18 protein-coding genes are annotated in these 17,307 nt (G+C 55.0%); 14 read left to right on the top strand and 4 right to left on the bottom strand.

Annotated features, from left to right (window positions below; genetic code table 11):
• The 8 genes from VKV18_RS15045 to VKV18_RS15010 form a co-directional block, all read left to right on the top strand.
• Positions 1 to 205 (top strand): putative PEP-binding protein (locus VKV18_RS15045; RefSeq protein WP_324202082.1); only part of this gene is annotated, 205 nt, incomplete at its 5' end.
• Between the two features lie 200 nt (positions 206 to 405).
• Entirely contained in the window at positions 406 to 528 is a 123-nt protein-coding gene (locus VKV18_RS15040) for a hypothetical protein (protein WP_324205000.1), read from the top strand.
• A 53-nt stretch (positions 529 to 581) separates the two neighbouring features.
• Positions 582 to 1,022, top strand: coding sequence for a hypothetical protein (locus VKV18_RS15035; protein ID WP_324204999.1), 441 nt, complete (start codon positions 582 to 584; stop codon positions 1,020 to 1,022).
• Between the two features lie 6 nt (positions 1,023 to 1,028).
• Entirely contained in the window at positions 1,029 to 1,595 is a 567-nt protein-coding gene (locus VKV18_RS15030; protein WP_324204998.1) for a hypothetical protein, read from the top strand.
• A gap of 245 nt (positions 1,596 to 1,840) precedes the next feature.
• Positions 1,841 to 2,878: a hypothetical protein gene (locus VKV18_RS15025; RefSeq protein WP_324204997.1), complete on the top strand. Its 1,038-nt coding sequence runs from the start codon at positions 1,841 to 1,843 to the stop codon at positions 2,876 to 2,878.
• A 46-nt stretch (positions 2,879 to 2,924) separates the two neighbouring features.
• The gene (locus VKV18_RS15020; RefSeq protein ID WP_324204996.1) at positions 2,925 to 4,013 is read left to right on the top strand and encodes a hypothetical protein; all 1,089 of its coding nucleotides are present in this window, start codon (positions 2,925 to 2,927) and stop codon (positions 4,011 to 4,013) included.
• A 204-nt stretch (positions 4,014 to 4,217) separates the two neighbouring features.
• A complete protein-coding gene (locus tag VKV18_RS15015) occupies positions 4,218 to 4,481 on the top strand; it encodes a cysteine peptidase family C39 domain-containing protein (RefSeq protein ID WP_324204995.1) in 264 nt (87 codons plus the stop codon).
• Entirely contained in the window at positions 4,478 to 5,743 is a 1,266-nt protein-coding gene (locus tag VKV18_RS15010) for an O-antigen ligase family protein (protein WP_324204994.1), read from the top strand. The genes VKV18_RS15015 and VKV18_RS15010 overlap by 4 nt, the downstream gene beginning before the upstream one ends.
• Here the strand turns inward: VKV18_RS15010 and VKV18_RS15005 are convergent.
• Together VKV18_RS15005 and galA are read right to left on the bottom strand one after the other, a co-directional pair.
• A complete protein-coding gene (locus tag VKV18_RS15005; protein WP_324204993.1) occupies positions 5,740 to 8,112 on the bottom strand; it encodes a glycoside hydrolase family 95 protein in 2,373 nt (790 codons plus the stop codon). The genes VKV18_RS15010 and VKV18_RS15005 overlap by 4 nt on opposite strands.
• Before the next feature lie 72 nt (positions 8,113 to 8,184).
• Positions 8,185 to 10,986, bottom strand: coding sequence for a beta-galactosidase GalA (gene galA / locus VKV18_RS15000; RefSeq protein ID WP_324204992.1), 2,802 nt, complete (start codon positions 10,984 to 10,986; stop codon positions 8,185 to 8,187).
• A 158-nt stretch (positions 10,987 to 11,144) separates the two neighbouring features.
• On the opposite strand from galA, the gene VKV18_RS14995 reads away from it, so the two are divergent.
• The 6 genes from VKV18_RS14995 to nuoI all read left to right on the top strand — a co-directional run bounded on the left by VKV18_RS14995 (position 11,145) and on the right by nuoI (position 16,653).
• Positions 11,145 to 12,509, top strand: coding sequence for a hypothetical protein (locus VKV18_RS14995; protein ID WP_324204991.1), 1,365 nt, complete (start codon positions 11,145 to 11,147; stop codon positions 12,507 to 12,509).
• A 78-nt stretch (positions 12,510 to 12,587) separates the two neighbouring features.
• Positions 12,588 to 12,989: a hypothetical protein gene (locus tag VKV18_RS14990; RefSeq protein ID WP_324204990.1), complete on the top strand. Its 402-nt coding sequence runs from the start codon at positions 12,588 to 12,590 to the stop codon at positions 12,987 to 12,989.
• 72 nt (positions 12,990 to 13,061) lie between these two features.
• Positions 13,062 to 15,005, top strand: coding sequence for a phospholipase C (locus VKV18_RS14985; RefSeq protein ID WP_324204989.1), 1,944 nt, complete (start codon positions 13,062 to 13,064; stop codon positions 15,003 to 15,005).
• A 166-nt stretch (positions 15,006 to 15,171) separates the two neighbouring features.
• Positions 15,172 to 15,378: a hypothetical protein gene (locus VKV18_RS14980; RefSeq protein ID WP_324204988.1), complete on the top strand. Its 207-nt coding sequence runs from the start codon at positions 15,172 to 15,174 to the stop codon at positions 15,376 to 15,378.
• Between the two features lie 139 nt (positions 15,379 to 15,517).
• Complete coding sequence (locus VKV18_RS14975) at positions 15,518 to 16,090, top strand: NADH-quinone oxidoreductase subunit B family protein (protein WP_324204987.1); 573 nt, start codon at positions 15,518 to 15,520, stop codon at positions 16,088 to 16,090.
• Complete coding sequence (gene nuoI / locus VKV18_RS14970) at positions 16,090 to 16,653, top strand: NADH-quinone oxidoreductase subunit NuoI (RefSeq protein ID WP_324204986.1); 564 nt, start codon at positions 16,090 to 16,092, stop codon at positions 16,651 to 16,653. The genes VKV18_RS14975 and nuoI overlap by 1 nt, the downstream gene beginning before the upstream one ends.
• 98 nt (positions 16,654 to 16,751) lie before the next feature.
• Here nuoI and VKV18_RS14965 read toward each other — a convergent pair whose 3' ends face one another.
• Both VKV18_RS14965 and VKV18_RS14960 read right to left on the bottom strand, forming a co-directional pair.
• Complete coding sequence (locus VKV18_RS14965; RefSeq protein ID WP_324204985.1) at positions 16,752 to 17,048, bottom strand: hypothetical protein; 297 nt, start codon at positions 17,046 to 17,048, stop codon at positions 16,752 to 16,754.
• A 51-nt stretch (positions 17,049 to 17,099) separates the two neighbouring features.
• Positions 17,100 to 17,307, bottom strand: a 208-nt coding sequence (locus VKV18_RS14960) for a hypothetical protein (RefSeq protein WP_324204984.1), incomplete at its 5' end; no start/stop codon positions are given.

The raw sequence follows: 17,307 nt of genomic DNA, 5'->3' as shown, positions 1-17,307 counted from the left end.
GCGCATGGCCACCGAATCGGCCAAACGGGTGAGGCCGGACATCAAGTTAGGAATCTGCGGAGAGCATGGCGGCGACCCCGATAGCGTGAAGTTCTGTCATCGTATTGGGCTGGACTACGTCTCCTGCTCGCCGTTCCGTGTGCCCATTGCGCGTTTGGCCGCCGCCCAGGCCGCCATCGAGAACGCAGCAGAAGGCGATAAGTAAAGCCAACTGTTTGGTGTGTAGATACCCTCTGCCATAGCAGAGGGTTTTTTTATTTTAGAGGCGCCAGAGGTATGTAGCCCTCCTTAACAGAAACTTCATAAAGAGGAGACTAAAATGTATCCGTAGGGTATATTGTAAGCCTTGACTCGGATAAAAACTCTTGTTATACTTGATGCAAGTAGGAATAAAGGAAGTAAAAGATGAGCAAACGAGCGCAAGAGAATATCCGCAGTTTCCTCATCGCCTTTCCTGTCGGTGTGCTATGCGAAGAGATGGATGCAATGAAAAATGTGTGGATCAGCCTAACTACTTCCTTTAGCTAGCGAGGCAAGCACGGCATCTGCCTCGCTAGCGAGAGTCTTTAGGAGAAAGCAAAATGCACTCAACGCTTTTACGCTTGCTTCGCGCGCTTTTCTTAGGCCTGGCTCTCCTTGTCCAGACAGGTATCGTCTTTGCGCAGCCTTCTTCCGACAGCCTCTCTTTGGATCAGATTAAGGCGGGATTACTGGCTCAGATACAGAGTCTTAAACAGTTGCGGGTGCAGTACGATTGGATCACCCTCTCTCCCCGAACAGGCAAAACCGAGAGCATGTCCCATGTGGACTGGGCCACAAAAAACGGAATGGTCTACTTTCACGTGTTTCCACAAGGCAATAGTGGGATGGAGGACTATGAGATTTTCAAAAACGGGCAGCGCCACATGCTCTCCCCAATTCAGACAAAGACACACGTGGCATACTACGATCATATCGTGTACCAGCAACAAAAGAGCGAAGTGCCCTCTCCTCTCGGTTGTTATCGCCTTGATGGGGAGTAGATCGGCATGTTGGTACAGCGCTACCCGTTTCGACTAGTGCAGACGACTCATGATCCAGAGTTCGGCATGCTGTATGAGATAGAGGGGAAGATAGAGCCGTCTCAGGAGCTTGTGCGCTGCTGGCTCGCACCCGGATGGAACTATATGGCGGTTAGAGTAGAGGATCAAATCTTATCGCATCCGTCTATCGAAGTCGTCTACTCCTGCACCAAAGCAGAGCGGACAGCTGGTCAATGCGTACCCACGAGGTGCTCAATGCTCGAAGGAGCCCTAAAGCATGGAAAGCTGGAGGCGTCTTTTCTTTGGGAATTCAAGAATATAACATACTCCTTCAATGACGTCCCGGATAGCCTCTTTTCACCTCAACTGCCTGTAGGTTCTATACGGTATGATGAAAACAAACAACAGATGTGGCACATCACGCCGAGTGGGACTCTTCCCGACGCCCGTTTTGGACATGTCCAATCATGGCACTACCTCTTCGCTTGCCTATTTATCAGCAGCCTTACCGCTCTTGTGCTGATCCTTTCCGGCATTTTTATTGGATGGAGGCGAAAACAAAGAGGTGTCTAAGCAAAGGTCAAATGAAAAACATCCGGTGATAGGGCTGACGATTGGCCTCTATGGGGTTGGTACAACCGACCCACAGGCGCATGTGTTTGTTACCCACATGCTCTCTTCAAAAGCGCTTGCAACCCTGCGTAGCGCTAGAAGTATGTGGGCAACAGCGTTGTGTTTGCAACACTGTTGTGTCCTTTAGGGGGCGACTCGGTTGCTCCCCTCGTATCCTATGCACTCCTTTCTGAAAGGATTCCGAAATGATAGCATTTCATCTTTTCCTAAGCGCATGTATCGGCCTATTGTTAGAGTTTGCAACGGGGATAGCCTTAGGCCAAACCGTGAATCGCTCCCAACCGATTTCAATTGAGCAAATCGAGAACGCTTGCCAACAAGTCCAACAGCGTATACAGTCGGTTCAAGTAAGCTATAAGTACCGACAGTCCAGTACTCCTGCCTTCGACGCCCTGGTAAAGAGCGCAGGCAACAATGTCATTGTTGCAAAAGTTATTGAGTCTAGAACGTGGGCTGAGAAGGGTAAGAAGTTCTACCTTCTCCAAGAGCCACAAGATGGAGTGTCAGAAAAGAATATCGAAGTTTATGACGGGCAAAGGTTTCATCAGCTTGAAGTCCAAAGTAAGAGACAGCCGATCTATGACGAGGTCTCTAATAGTTATGTATTGCCTGGTTCGCCCTTTACATGTGCCTATCGCCCTTTTGGAGATTGGTTGGCCGACACACTACACAAGGAAAACGGCCGTATTCTTACCGTGCTGTCCGATCCCGTAGCCGGCACACTCTACGAAATTAGCTGTAAGACGCCTCAGGGTTTTACTCATCTTTTATGGCTTGCCCCTAACTACGGTTGGGCAGCCGTTCGGGCGAGCACTGTTATTCAGGGAAGAGAGCGAATTCGCGTGGTATGTAGCGACTTTAAACCCATCGAGGGTGTTTGGCTTCCCACGATCTGCAGGGTTATAAAATACGGCAGTCAAAGAGGGAGACAAGTGGCTTATGGAGAACAGGCGATGACCGATGCCCAGTACGAACTCAACAATGTGCCCGATAGTCTCTTTGAAGTCCACCTGCCTGAAGGCTCTATTGTCTTTGATCTAGACAGGCATGCTCGCTATGTGATAGGGCCTGGCGGTATAAGATACAATGATCCACGTACCGAAATGGTGCAATCGGTTCCACACTACCTTTTTGCTTGGCTATTTATCGGCATCCTTACCGCCCTGGTGCTGATTCTTTCCGGCATTTTTATTGGATGGAGGCGAAAACAAAGAGGTGTCTAAGCGAGGTGGAGGCCTAATGCTTTCACTGCTTTGAAGGAGGCAGGAGATGTTCCGCACCACTGTGGCGATGATTAGTGTTTTTTTGATTACCGCACTCTATCTTCCTACACGCGCCCAAAATGGCGGACCATCTCCGATGCCTCAGAAAGCGCTAAGTGTACGAGATATTCGGCAAGCTTTAATTCAGGCCAAAAAGCAGTTTCCGCCAATACGCGTGACATGTATCAAAGTGACTCGAACGATGGATTCTGGGCAGCCTAGTGTGAACCCCAGCGATTTAGGCCCTTTGCAGAATGCACCTCTTCATATTCCACTCCAACCTCCGGTAGTTACAGATCAGATTGAAGTTGCTTACAAAGGGAATAAAGTATATTGCCATTTTTTGCCGCTCCAAGACTCAGCACAAGAAGAGGATACGGAAATATACGATGGAAAGCAGCAAAATTCGATATCGAGACTAAGCACAACCTCCAAATTGACGGATACATTGAAGAATAGGTCACAAGCTGCTACCTGGGCCTCCCCCTTAGACTGCAGCTATACGTTTGAAGTGGGCTGGAACGCCGACACGGTTTCTGAGTTTCCATTTCATGTGTCAAAAATGATCTATGATAACCAATTCGGTCAGTTGTATATACTTGATGGAGATGACAAAATCCACGCGCTTCATTACCAGTTTTGGATTGCGCCCAAATACAGTTATATCGCCGTACGCAGCAGCATGAGAGGAAGCGGAGGTGATGTAACAACAGAGACTCGTGCGGTTTGCGAGCAAGCTATGCTGCTCAACGGTGTTTGGTTACCTACTAAATGTAAGATAGTGCATCTAGAAGCAAAACACGGCAGTACGCCGGAGGTAACGGATGTTGAAGAGTTCAAGGACATTCGCTATTCCTTCGATGTTCCTGATAGTCTATTCACGCCTAAATTGCCGGTTGGCTCCGACGTGTATGATGTGGATAAGCATCTGACCTATCATGTTACCGATAAAGGATGGGTACTCGACCCTCGATCGGTTCAGGCCAATGAGCGACACTACCTCTTTGCTTGGCTATTTATCAGCAGCCTTACCGCTCTGGTGCTGATTCTTTCCGGCATTTTTATTGGATGGAGGCGAAAACAAAGAGGTGTCTAAGCAAGGGAAAGATAGGCACACAAGCAACGAAACAAAAAGAGATAATCCGTTAACACCTGCTTTGAAGGAGTTGGTTGAGATGGCGATACGCTTGAGAACCACGAATACAAACGTTTTAGCCGACGCCCTGTGCCGCTCTTCTGCCACTGTGAAGACAGAGTTTACACGTCTCTTTTCCCTAAGAGTGAGCGCGGAGTCTGTGATATGGCAACGCTGCAAAGTGTTGCTGCCCACTATCGAGTCCGCCTGACCGGTTATGCGATGACCGTTTGGGCTTTGAAAAGAAGGAGGGTTTTGGGTATTCTTCATGTAGATTGCAACCACTTCATCGCGTTGATTGGATATACCGATTCCGGAGTAACCGTTGCCGACCCCGTAGGGCCGGGACGTTACTATATATCCAACTGGAGTTATGGATACTTGCAGCGCCGATGGGATGGCGTGATTCTCGTTAAGGAAAAACAATGACGCTCGCGACATCATCGTTGGCCATGAAGCGCCTTTCGGCCTCTGTCATTTGGCCGTTACGCATCGGCCTGGCTGTTATTGTGTTAGCCTTCTTCCTCCTGCCCGACACCTTCCTTGGCCGCCTGCTGCCCCTTCAGACCTACGATTTCCTAGAACAGGATGGCATCTATTTCACTTTGGGACAGGAGGTCTTGCTTTTGCCGATCATCGCTCTGGTTTGGCTGTCCTACGAAAGAGTGAGCCGAGCGGATGCGAACGCGCAGAGGCTTTGGCTGCTACTAGGGGGCCTCTTTGCGGTGCACATTCTCTACTGCTTCTACCCGCCTTTGCGCTTGGGCGCGCTGCGTTGCTGTCTTTACCTCTTAGCACCTATTGGAGCTGGGCTGTTGGCAACGCGCCTTTGTGGCCGTTTGCGGTATGCGCTCGCTCTGTTGCTTGTTTTGGTGTTGCTTCAGGGGGGCTATGCCTTTACTGCCTACCTTCATGCCAAGCATATTGTGGTTTCGGGAACGGTTCGGCGTGCCGGAGGCACATTCGACGCGCCGAACACGCTAGGGTTGCTGTCCGCGGCGGCGTTGCCGATAACCTACCTGTTCTTGCGGGAGCCGAGGCCGCTTTGGCAGCGAGCGCTGAGCGGTCTCTGTTTTTTCGGGCTAATGGGGCTGATGGCGCTCTCCGGCAGCCGTGCCGCGGCGCTGGGCCTCGCTGTCGCAACCGTTTGGATGTTGTGGAAGGTCACAGAACAGCGTAGGCAAAGCCCGTTGAGATCGGCTTGGTTTTGGGGCGGGATAACGGCCTCCTTAGGAGCAATTCTGCTCATCAACGGGATGCGGTTGTGGGGGCATATTAATCGAGTTTCGACCGATCGCTCCTCTCTAGGCCATCTGCGCCTGTGGCGCCACGGTTTCCACGTCTTTGTGAAGCACTGGCTTTTTGGAGCCGGCTTGGGCTACATCTCTTTGGCTACTGAGGATAACATTGTAGACTATGTGGCGTACGACCCTGAGAATCTGTTACTGCAGTGGCTAGAGCAGTTCGGCGTGATAGGGGGCGTGCTCTTTTTGCTGGCCGTTTATCTTATAGTAAGAGCTATCAAAGGACGCTCACTATACCACATTACCCTGCAGGCGATGTGGGCTGCAACGATCGTTGTGGGCTGTTTTAACCCCGTTTTAGCCACATCGAGCATGGCAGGTGGGGCGCTTGTGGGTGTGCTTTTGGGTAGCACGTTGTTGTTGCCGGCAGATTCGGACGCGAACTAGGAGATCACAGAGATCGTGTACTCCTCACCGGCTTGCGCCTCGAAACGCACCTCCTCATCGCTCTGTGTTAGCCGTTTGCTCTTATGAAGGACGGCCATTCTTGCTGCAGCTCGTATATGGCATGGAGCCGAGCGCAGCGCGCGCACTTTCGCCTCCGTCATGGTGCCTTGATTCCAGGTGATGTCCACCTCGAAACCGCCGCGAGCGCGAAGCCCACGAGCTGAACCCTTAGGCCAAGCGGTAGGTAGCGCCGGCAACAGCGCGATGTAGCCTTCATGGCTCTGCAGGAGCATCTCGGCCACGCCGGAGGTAAACCCAAAGTTGCCGTCTATTTGGAAAGGCGGGTGCGCATCGAACAGGTTTAAATAGACCCCGCCACCGTGCACCTGTATGCCGGTTACATCCACCGGGGTAAGCAGATCGTTCACCAATTTATGCGCGTGGTCGCCATCCCGCAGGCGGGCCCAAAGGTTAATTTTCCACGCCAGCGACCAGCCGGTGCCGGCGTCACCGCGTATCTCCATAAAGCGGCGAGCCGCCCGGGCCAGTTCCGGTGTTCCATCGGGGGTTATCTCATTGCCGGGAAATAGCCCATAGAGAGGCGACATGTGGCGATGGTGAGGGTCGGTCGGCGGGAAATCTTTGTACCACTCTTGAATCTGCCCCTGCGATCCGATCTGATAAGGCAAAAGTCGTGCCCGTGCGCTGCGCAACTGTGCGACAAACTCCGGATCGGTTTTAAGCACCTCGGCCGCCTCGATGCAGTGGCCGAACAGCTCGCGAATAATGGCCATATCCATGGTAGTGGCGACGCTAGAAGCGGCCGACTGTCCGTCGGGCGCAATGAAGCGCAGCTCTGGCGAGACGGAGGGAGCCGTTACGAGGTGCCCTTTACCATCTTCGATGAGCCAGTCGAGGCAGAACTCTGCTGCTCCCTTCATGAGGGGATAGGCGAACTCACGTAAGAAGTGGACATTATGGGTATAGAGAAAGTGCTCCCAAAGATGCCGGCAGAGCCAGGCGCCTCCCATGGGCCAGTTCGCCCACACGGGGTCGCCTCGCCCCTCTCCAACGGGAGCCGTTTGCCGCCAGAGATCGGCGTTATGGTGGGCCGTCCATCCGCGCGCTCCGTAGTTGATGCGAGCCGTCTTCTGTCCATTTTCGGAAAGCTCACGAATGAACGTAAAGAGCGGTTCGGCGCATTCCGAAAGGTTGCAGCTTTCCGCCGGCCAGTAGTTCATTTCGGCATTGATGTTCAGCGTGTAGTTGGAACTCCAAGGCGGGCGCAGTTCGTGGTTCCAGATGCCTTGCAGGTTCGCCGGTTGCGTTCCGGGGCGTGAGCAGGCGATGAGCAGGTAGCGGCCGTATTGGAAAAGCAGCGCCGCCAAACCCGGGTCGGGGCGGTGTTTGCTCTGCACAAGTCGCTCATCGGTGGGCAACATTTCCCCTTCAGAAGAGCCTAGATCGAGACTTACGCGGTGAAACAGGCTTTGGTGATCGCGAACATGTTCCTCCTTAAGCGCCTCGTAGGTGCGTCCTTGGGCTTTGGCTAGGGGGGCATGGGCGCGGGCGATGGCGCTTTTGACATCGGTGCTTGGCGGGTTACGAAAACCATTAAAGCTCGAACCGGCCGATAGAATGAGCACGACCTCCTCTGCCCCCTCCACCTGGAGCCCGTTGGCGGCAGCTTGGAGATGCCCGCCCTTTGCCTTCGCGTGCACATAGAGGGCGAAACGCATGCCCGGCCCGTCCGGGGTGTCGGAGTAGATAACCGGATTCGGCGCGTTGAGGTAGTTTGGAGCGATATGTGCCGGGCAGCGCCCCTGCAGCAGAAGGGTATCGGCGGAGACGACTTCGAGCGTTGAGGGATGCGGGCTGGTGGGACGCACCGTGAAGGTAAGGCCTCCGGGCGAATCGCAGGCCAGACGCATCACGATGACTTGGGCAGGATGAGAAACGAAGACCTCGCGCGTAAATTGGGTGGCACCAAGCCGGTAGCGAACGGTGGCAATCGCCGTGTCTAAGTTTAGGTCTCGCACATAGTCTTCGGGCGGTGCCTGCCCCGGCTCGAAGTCCAGATAGAGATCGCCGAGAGGCTGGTAAGACTCGTTGTAGGGGCCTTGCATCTTCTGGCAGAGCGCATCCCCCTCGTGATAGTTTTCGGCCAGCAGGGCACGGCGCGCCTCAGGAAGCACCTCACGCGCCTGCGGGTTATTCCAATCGCGTGGGGCACCCGACCAGAGGGTGTCTTCATTCAATTGCAGTCGCTCGGTAGGCCATCCGCCAAACACCATCGCGCCCAAACGCCCATTGCCTAGCGGTAGCGCCTCTTCCCAGGCGCGCGCAGGCTGCTTGTACCACAACCGCATCTTCTGTTCGCTCCTTTCTTGGTTGCCTTTGCTTTCTACAGAGAAAAGTAGACACGAGGCCTACCCTTACACCTATTTCATCGCCGAGGGGGTGGTGGTTATGGTGAGTTCGGCCGGTGTAAGTCCATCGGCTGAGGCCTGCACATGGATGAGGCCTGCATGTTCTCCAGCTCTTACCAGAAGCATGCACTTCCCGTTGAAGGCGCTGCGGTAGTCGGCGATGTTGGGCTGATGGCAGCTCGGATCGCCGTTCCCAACACCGGCAATGGTTCCGGCACCCGTCACTTGGAAATGAACCAAATTGTCGGCAGTGGGAACTGTGCGCCCTTGAGAATCCACCACATCTACCTCAATGAGCGCCACCTCCTCGCCGTCGGCGGGGAGTGTGGTTGTGCTTGGTAGAAGCCGCAGGGCCGCGGCGGGGCCGGTTGTTTCGACGATGTCGGTCGCTACGATTTGGCCAGAGGCATCGTAGGCTTTCGCCTCTAACGTGCCGGGGCGATAGGGCACACTCCATTCCACATGGCCCCATTTCGGCATGGGTTTCTTGCCTAAACTCTGCCCGTTGAGAAACAGCTCCACTGCGTCGGCATTGCTATAGCACCAAACCGAGATCGGTTTCCCCTCCTGTCCCTGCCAGTTCCAGTGAGGAAGGATATGGACGATGGGTTTATCTCCCCACCACGCTTTGTAGTAATAGTAGTTATCTTTTGGAAAGCCGCACATATCCATGATGCCGAAGTGCGAGTTCACGCAGGGCCACCAATAGGGAGTTGGTTCCCCACTATAGTCAAAGCCCGTCCATATAAAGCATCCGGCGACGAAGGGCCTTTCGGCCACCGGACGCCAGGCATCTTCGGCGGTTTGTGCCCAAGGGGGGGCATTGAGGTCATAGGCGCTTACATACCCCTTTTGAGGGTCGTTTTCATAGATGCCCCGATCGGATACGGTGCTGCCCGCCTCACTGGAAAAGAAGGGCTTATCGGGAAAATGCTGGTGAAACCAATCGTACCCGCCGGGATTATAGTTTCCGCCTTGGAGGTCTTCCACATTCGAGATGCCTTTGCCCCAATCCCCGTTCATCGCGCAGGTCACCGGGCGCGTTGGATCGAGCGCGAGAACCACTTTCTTCATCGCGGCAAAGATGCGTGCTCCCTCCTCCGTCCCTTGTAGTGGCTCCTCGTTGCACATAGACCACATAATGATGGAGGGATGGTTTCGGTCACGTTGAATCATCGCCGCGAGATCGGAAAGGTTCGAGTAGGGAGCCCCGTGGGGGGTTTTGGGCGTATAGACATCCCCTAAGTGCCGGTTCTCATCCATCACAAGCATTCCGAGGTGGTCGCAGGCGGTCAGCAGCTCTTCGGAAGGCGGGTTATGGGAGCACCGATAGGCGTTCGACCCCATCTCCTTAAGTTTTGCGATGCGCCACCATAAGAGGTTATCGGGCATGGCGATGCCGACACCGGCGAAATCTTGGTGGTTACAGGTTCCCTTGAGCTTAACGGGCTTGCCGTTGAGGTAGAAGCCGGTATCGGCGCGAAACTCGATGGTGCGCACGCCGAACTCGGTTTTCACCTCGTCAAGCACATCATCTCCCTGTTCGATGCGACTTATGGCCGTGTAGAGATAGGGCGAGTCAAGCGACCAGAGATGCGGGTTAACTAAGGAGATGTTTTGAACAATCCGACGTGTCTGCCCTTGAGGAACAAAAAGTGTTGAGGTAGCACGCGCTATCGGTTTGCCGGCGGCGTCGAGGATGAGCGAGAGGAGATGAACCGAGCGAGCCTGTTTGGATTGGTTGGTAACACCCGTTTGGATGGTAAGCAGGGCTTGATGAGAGGACGGCAGTTTGGAGGTGACGAACACTCCCCATGGCACGATATGTAGCGGGTTAGCGATGGTAAGCCAGACATGGCGGTAGATTCCGCCTCCCTCATACCACCACCCCTCGGCGCTGCGCGCATCCACGCGCACGGCAAGCACGTTCCATGCCCCATAGCGCACAAATGGGGAGATGTCGTAGCGCACGCCGATATATCCGCTCTGATGTCGCCCCAAAAAATGCCCGTTCAGCCAGAAGCGGCTATCTCGGTAGATGCCTTCAAAGTAAATCCAGACGCTCTCTCCTTTGGCAGAGGCAGGAATGTAGAAGCGTTTGCGGTACCACGCCACGTTGGTTGGCAGAAATCCATGGGAGCCATCGGCATGTTCATCATAGTTGCCCTCAACCACGAAATCGTGAGGGAGATGAACCACGCGCCATTGGCTATCGTTGTAGGAGGGAAGGGCGGGACCGCGAGCGGCATCCTGATTGACGTAGGGCATGAGGAGCGTGTTGCCGATGCCGCCTGCGCCGGCCGTGTTTTGCACCAGCACCAGAAGGACATTTGGACCTTTAGGACGCCATGCGCTCTGTAGAGGCACGTCGAAAGGGTCGTCCCAGCCTTCATGGTGAAGAAGGAATTTGCCGTTCAGATAGACCGTTGCGTTGTCGTCCACGCTTTCAAAGTGAAGCATGGGGCGGGGGTAGGAGACAGAAGGCAAAAGGGTGCGATACCAGCTGTAGCCTACTCTGCCGTGGAACGTATCCTGTCCTGGCGTGGCCGTGTTCCAGCTGGAGGTGTCGAACTGTGGGTTTGAGTAGGTGATGACATCCTTCGGATCGTTTTCGCCTTGCTGCCAATGCCATAGAGTAATAGGCACTCCCTGCAGGTTGGGGGGTATATCGCCCAAATGAAAGCGCCAGTTATCGTCTAGGCGCATACGCACACGGGCGCTTCCTTTTTGGCACGGAAGCGTGGTGAAGAGAAAGCTAAGCAGAAGCGGCACAAACATAAAGCAGACCTTTTCCCATCGTCTGGGACGGGTCATAACTGTTCCTCCTGGCAGTTTTGAAAGGGTTCGATGTTAAAATAGAGTTCATCATCGAAGTGCTAAGTTCCTGCCGATGAAAAGATTGGCTTTCGACGGTTAAATAAAGGGATAGGTCGTTGGAACATAAGAGACCCTTGCAGGCGCACTGTAAGAAAATGATTACGGTGTTGCTCTATGCATCTTTACTGGTGGCCTTCATCAACACCATAGCCGCCTGGCGACGCACGGCCATCCTCGAGGCGGCATGGAAAAGCAACCCGGACGAGCTGACCGCACAGTGGGTGGCGCGACAGATAGAGGCTCTAGACCCGAAACCGGGTTCCATAGTCCTGCTGCTCTCGCATCGCAACCCTAACGCCATCTGGTTCGACTATCGTCTGCATTACCTTGTCTTGCCGCGCAACTTCGATCTGTTTTGGGATGTTCTGCCACAAAACGCGAGCCGACGTTATGGGCTTTGCATTGCCTATGAGGCGGCGCAAACGCAGCCTATTCCGCCCGGTTGGCGGCTCATAGGACGGGCGCAGCGCGCCTCGCTCTATGCTTCTTCAAACTATCGTGGTCTTCGCCTCCATTCGCAGAAGCCTCGCAGCCTCTTCTCTCTTTCTCTCTCCGCGTTCTTCGGGCTTGTGAGCCTAGGGGTGTTGATGGTAATGGGGTGGTGCGCTCTCAGAGCGGTCTCTCCTACGCGGGTGATGGCGACTTGGTGGGGCGAGCTTGGCATGTCACATCTGGTGGGAGCGGCCATGTTGGCCTGTTGTGCCTCCCCAATCGCGTTTCTAACACGACATTTAGCCCTCTGGGAGGGCTATGTAGGGCTTGGAGCCGGAGTGCTGCTTTCTTGGGCCGGAGCGCGCATCTTTTTAAAGGGGCAACAAAAAGCCTCCGCAAGGCGGATAGAAACGCCTGTCTCCCGTTTTGCCCAAGAGCGCGTGCTTTCCATTATGGCGTGGAGCGTGCTGGGGATAGCATTTTATGTGATGGTTTGGCAGGGGCTGGCGCTCGGCATTGACTGGGATGGTTATGCCATTTGGCAGCTTAAGGCGAAAGCCTTTGTAACGCTGGGCGGTTCCTTAGGCATTTTGCACGATCAAAACCACTTTTTCTATGCCCATCTCGACTATCCGCTGTTGGTACCCTTACAAACCTGGTGGACGTGCGCGCATGCAGGCGCCTATTCAGAGCGTTGGGCGCAGTGCATAGGGCTTCTCTTTACCGTGGATATTCTCGTTTTATTTGCCGATTTCTGCTTGCGGTTTATGGGGCGTGCACCGGCTGTGGTGGGGTGTGCGCTTCTGCTGGCTATGCCCGTTTTCGGCCATATGGCGCTTTCCGGCTTTGCGGATGTGCCTCTCGCAGCCTATCTCCTCGCAACAGGAATAGGGGTTGCGCTGACGCTTTTGGGAGAGCCGGGAGCGCTTTGGGTTACCGGATGGCTATTTGCAGGGCTTACCTTAACGAAGAATGAGGGTTTGGCCGCCGACCTCGCTATGCTCCTTGCCTTTCTCTATTACACATGAGACCGACGGCGCTTAAGGCACCAAGGGCTTGTACTATGGCCAGGTTTTCTCCTATTTGCCTACCTTCCTTGGACGACGATGAAGCATAGATGGCATCTAACCAGCGATCTTTTTGTGCCCGGCGTACTGCAACGTGCCACGAGCCATACGCTATCCCACCTGCTCACTATTCTCTCCGAGTGGATGTTGCATCTACTGCACATCGGCCCTTGGTATCCGGCCTGGGGGCTTTTGGGTGTATGGATTATTGTGGGGCTGTTTTGTCGTGGGGAGCGTGCACAAGAGATGGCTCGGTTCTTTGCCCTAGTGGCGCTTCTGCTGCTGGCCTTCGACTCGGGGGTGTACCTCATCACCCCGCACAACCTTCATTGGCATATCGCCACCAGCATGGACCGACTGCTTTTGCAGGTGGCACCCCTGCTCCTTCTCGCCGCTTTTTGGGTCTGTTTTGGCAATTTGCGCCCAGATTCTCCCTCTTAATCTGCTCTTAAACTCAAATGGAGTAGACTAATGCCGTTATGTTTGTAAGCCCGGTAGGAGGAGTGCAGCAAAGTGTTACGAAAAGCGTTATGGTCTATTTTGGCTGGGGTGAGTATGGGGCTTTTGGCAGCTAGCCCCGCTTTTTGCCGCCCGCAGCAAAACCCTCTGGCGGATGTGAAACCCGACCCCGCCATTGCCCGTTATACGGTGCCTGCGGATAAGGAGCCTACCCTTTCACGGGAGGAGTTGCTAGAACTTATCCGCAAGAAGATTCGCTATGTCTTCATTCTCTATCAGGAAAACCGCTCTTTCGACCACTATTTCGGAACCTTTCCTGGGGCGGAGGGGCTATTCTCTCATCCGGCGGCGGAGACACCTGGTTTTTACCAACCCCTTGTTGGGGTAGACGGGCTAACGCGCACCATTCACCCGTTTCGCATTGGGCCGGCCGAGTTTGCTGCGGATACGGACGATGTGGATCATTCGCACGATGGTATTGTCTCCAAAATGCACATTGTGGATGGAAAGCCGCAGATGGATCGCTTCGCGCTCACCGAAGAGCGAAGGATTTCGCGGGAGGGCAATCCCTCGCTGAAGGCGGTGCAGTTCGGCGAGCTTACCATGGCCTATGTGGATGGCGACACGATTCCTTTCTATTGGCGTTATGCCAACCGCTTTGTGCTTTTCGACCATATTTTTCAGCAGATGACCGGCCCTTCGACCCCCGGCAATCTCACTATCATTGGGGCTCAGAGCGGCCTGACCCAATGGATGCTCCATCCAGAAGAGGCTTTTAAGGGGGGCTATAGCCCCGGCGTGCCAGTTCTCAACGACGCCAATCCGTTTTGGGGTTCGCGTGAGGATAGCACCACAGAGGGGCGTATGCCCTATAATCCGGAAGACCTCCGCTATCCTCCTCAACTGAATCTCACCTATGCCACCTTGCCGCTATCGCTGACGGGTAAGCAAGCCAAAGAGGTGACCCAGCACGACCGCGATCCCGATAAAGACCTTGCCGATGTGCTTGACGATGTAAGTTTTCTTTCCAACTCCGGCGGAGACCTCATTCCTTGGGGATGGTTTCAGGAGGGTTTTGACAAAGAGCCAACCGATGCCAACGATGCCGACCCCACCGACGCCGCCGGGCTTCATGCCTCTTACGTCACGCACCATAACGGCCCGCAGTATTTCGGTTACATCGCCAATAATCCGGAGATGGCCAAGTCGCTGCACGGGCTTGAAGACTTCTTTGAAGCCGTTGACCATCGCAAGCTGCCGGATCGCGGGGTATTTTACGTAAAAGGCGGCTATCGTAATATCTTTGGGATGAAACCGGGCGACCCCGATCCCAACGTTCAGAAGAACTTTCTCGGCGATGATGACCACCCCGGCTATTCGGACGCCCAGATCAGTGAGGCGATGGTTGCCGAAGCGATCAACCATATCGCCCGTAGCCCCTACTGGAAGCAGTGCGCGATCATCATCACCTGGGACGATTCGGAGGGCGATTACGACCACGTGCCGCCGCCGATGCGGGCTGTGGGGCCGGACGGCAAATGGCTTTCGGACGGGCCACGCGTGCCGCTTATCTTCATCTCGCCCTTTGCCCGCACGCACTCCATTGTGCATGAAGTGGGCGACCAGGCCTCCGTGGTGAAGTTTGTAGACGCGGTATTCGGACTTACGCCTTTGGCCGATCTGCCGGATGAGAAGAAGGGCCGCGCCATTGGGGAGCAAAAGGGCCTTCAGAACATGGGGCCTTTCGACGACATCACGCCCGACATCACCGATCTCCTTTCGGCGTTTGATCCGGCCCGTTTAACCGGCAAGGCGTCTCCGCTTCCACCGAGTTACGTGGAGATTCCTGAGAACATCGTGCGCACCCTGCCACAGCTAAGCGGCTACGGTCTACGTCAGATAGGGGTCATCCCAACAGATTATCTGCTGGGGATTAAGAACGAAATCCCATCCGATTTCAATCCGCGTCCGGGCACCAATCCTACCGCGCCGAAATAGGCGCCGGTTTGCAGGCGAAGGCCTTTCCGCTCTCCGCCTTACAGAATTGGGGGCGTGTGAAAGAAGAAAGCCCACCGGCTCCCTGAAGGTTTGTGCCGACAGACCGCTGGGGTGCCTGTATCGTCTGTGAGGTCGAGCTTTTCTGTGCTGAAGGGAAAGGCTGCGAGTGCCGTCGGTTGGTGGTGGAAGTAGCCCCCTCGACACGCCCCAAATCTGTTCAGGCTGCGGCGAGAGCGTCCCCAGAAACTCTCGGTTCGGTGGCACTCCTGCCCTTACTGCGGTTTGGGAAACCCATCGCGACATGAATGCGGCCTTGAACATCCAGAAGAAGGGCGCAGGCAGCGCCTCCCCTGTGGCACAAGCCATCGGCTGAGAACCGAGAACCTCACAGGCTTTAGACGTGGGGGTGTTAGAAGCGGGTATAATGAGCAGAACTCAACGCAGCGCTTGAGCGTATCGGAAAAAGGATAGCGCAAGCGAACGCTTCGACGATTTGGTTGCGGGGGTTAGTTATGGCCTACAAGACGGTTGAGCTTGCATTGCACGACTCGGCTACGCCGGTTCCGAGCTTCGGACCGGGGGGTACACCCTATGTGCTTGCCAAGCTCGATGAGTTGGTGAACTGGGCGCGACGCAACAGCTTGTGGCCGTTGACATTCGGTCTTGCCTGTTGCGCCATTGAGATGATGGCCTCTGCCGCTACCCGATTCGACATTAGCCGCTTTGGGTCGGAGGTGTTTCGCGCATCGCCTCGCCAGGCCGATGTCATGATTGTGGCCGGAAGAGTCTCCACGAAGATGGGGCCGGTGTTGCGCTCCATCTACGAGCAGATGCCCAACCCCAAATGGGTCATCAGCATGGGGGCCTGTGCCAGCACGGGCGGCATGTACAACAACTATGCGATCATTCAGGGAGTAGATCAGATCATTCCGGTAGATGTGTACGTCCCCGGCTGCCCCCCAAGCCCCGATGCCCTTATCTACGCCGTGATAAAGCTTCAAGAGAAGATCAAGGCGCAAGGAGCCGGTAAGCTGATCGAGTTGACCCCTCTACAGAAAGAGACTTCGGGGAGGGAAAGTAGGTAATGGGGTTCTTAACACGCCTTGGAGCCATTAAAAACCAAGCTGGTGAGACGGTAGGAGGCGCCAAAGCCATCGCCATCGGCATGGGTATTACCCTGCGTCACTATGTGGAGCAGCAGCTGAAGCTCAAGCCGAGTGGTACGGTGCAGTATCCGGAGGAACGACGGGAGCAGTATCCGAGAACGCGCTGGCGTCACTACCTCACTCGCTACGACGATGGGCTGGAGAAGTGCATCGGGTGCAGCCTTTGCGCCGGCGCTTGCCCGGCTCGCTGCATCTATGTAGAGGCGGCAGATAATACCGACGAGGCGCGTTATTCTCCCGGAGAGCGCTATGCCGCACGTTATGAGATCAACATGCTGCGGTGCGTTTTTTGTGGCTACTGCCAGGATGCTTGCCCCACAGGGGCCATTGTATTACGCAAAGATTTTGAGTTGGCCGACTACGACCGTCTCGACTTTCTATACACCAAAGAGATGCTTTTAGAGCCGGCTCCTCTTTCCCCAACCGTGCCCGCCTCTTCTATTCGGCCGGTAGAACGCGAGCTAGAAGCCGCCAAGAAGTAGGGAAACCTTCTTTCGACCGCGCTTGAAGTGGCAGGAAGCAAAAAAGCTTTTTAGCTTGTGGTCTCCTCCGGCAAAGAGGTCTGGAGGGAAGTTGACGATTAGCGACCGGAGCGGCCGGGGCCGGGGCTTGAAACCACGCCGGCATCGCCGCTGCTAAGCACCTGTGTGGTCGTGCCGGTCTGCTCAACCTTGCCACCTTGTTGGCTAATGCGCCCGACACCCGTACCGCCTGCGCCAAGCTGGCGGCCTGTGCCGTTATCGCCCTCCACATAGTCGCTCTCATAGCCGGGCGACGTGTAGTGGATGGGGAAGGCATCGCAGCCGGTAAGTGCGGCGAGGCCCAAAACCGCTATCAACCCCAAAAAGAGACGCTTTCGACCTATAAACAGCTTCACAAGAACGCTCCTTAAATCTATTCGGTTCCGCCCCGCGTGTGCGGGGAACACTCATATCTTTTCTCTAGGCTTCTCTTCAGCGGCCTCAGGTTTCTGTATGCCCAGCTGCTGCGCCTCCTTGGGCGTAAGCAGGAGACAGCCGGCTAGGTACAGAAGCTCTTGCCGCGAAAACGGGAAGAGAACATCCCACAATTTCGCTTCACGCTCCGGCCCCATCTGTCCCTCAAAGAGGGGGGCAATGATCGTGATGTCAATATAA

Origin of the sequence: Chthonomonas sp. (genome assembly GCF_035294505.1) — a bacterium.
Lineage (GTDB): Bacteria > Armatimonadota > Chthonomonadetes > Chthonomonadales > Chthonomonadaceae > Chthonomonas.
This window is presented reverse-complemented; position numbering and strand designations above follow the sequence as displayed.

Coding starts and splice junctions, on each gene's coding strand:
- VKV18_RS15030 (WP_324204998.1), top strand. CDS start 1,029: ATGTTGGTACAGCGCTACCCGTTTCGACTAGTGCAGACGACTCATGAT.
- VKV18_RS14990 (WP_324204990.1), top strand. CDS start 12,588: ATGAAGCATAGATGGCATCTAACCAGCGATCTTTTTGTGCCCGGCGTA.
- VKV18_RS14975 (WP_324204987.1), top strand. CDS start 15,518: ATGGCCTACAAGACGGTTGAGCTTGCATTGCACGACTCGGCTACGCCG.
- VKV18_RS15010 (WP_324204994.1), top strand. CDS start 4,478: ATGACGCTCGCGACATCATCGTTGGCCATGAAGCGCCTTTCGGCCTCT.
- VKV18_RS15040 (WP_324205000.1), top strand. CDS start 406: ATGAGCAAACGAGCGCAAGAGAATATCCGCAGTTTCCTCATCGCCTTT.
- VKV18_RS15005 (WP_324204993.1), bottom strand. CDS start 8,112: ATGCGGTTGTGGTACAAGCAGCCTGCGCGCGCCTGGGAAGAGGCGCTA.
- VKV18_RS14995 (WP_324204991.1), top strand. CDS start 11,145: ATGATTACGGTGTTGCTCTATGCATCTTTACTGGTGGCCTTCATCAAC.
- nuoI (WP_324204986.1), top strand. CDS start 16,090: ATGGGGTTCTTAACACGCCTTGGAGCCATTAAAAACCAAGCTGGTGAG.
- VKV18_RS15015 (WP_324204995.1), top strand. CDS start 4,218: ATGGCAACGCTGCAAAGTGTTGCTGCCCACTATCGAGTCCGCCTGACC.
- galA (WP_324204992.1), bottom strand. CDS start 10,986: ATGACCCGTCCCAGACGATGGGAAAAGGTCTGCTTTATGTTTGTGCCG.
- VKV18_RS15025 (WP_324204997.1), top strand. CDS start 1,841: ATGATAGCATTTCATCTTTTCCTAAGCGCATGTATCGGCCTATTGTTA.
- VKV18_RS15035 (WP_324204999.1), top strand. CDS start 582: ATGCACTCAACGCTTTTACGCTTGCTTCGCGCGCTTTTCTTAGGCCTG.
- VKV18_RS15020 (WP_324204996.1), top strand. CDS start 2,925: ATGTTCCGCACCACTGTGGCGATGATTAGTGTTTTTTTGATTACCGCA.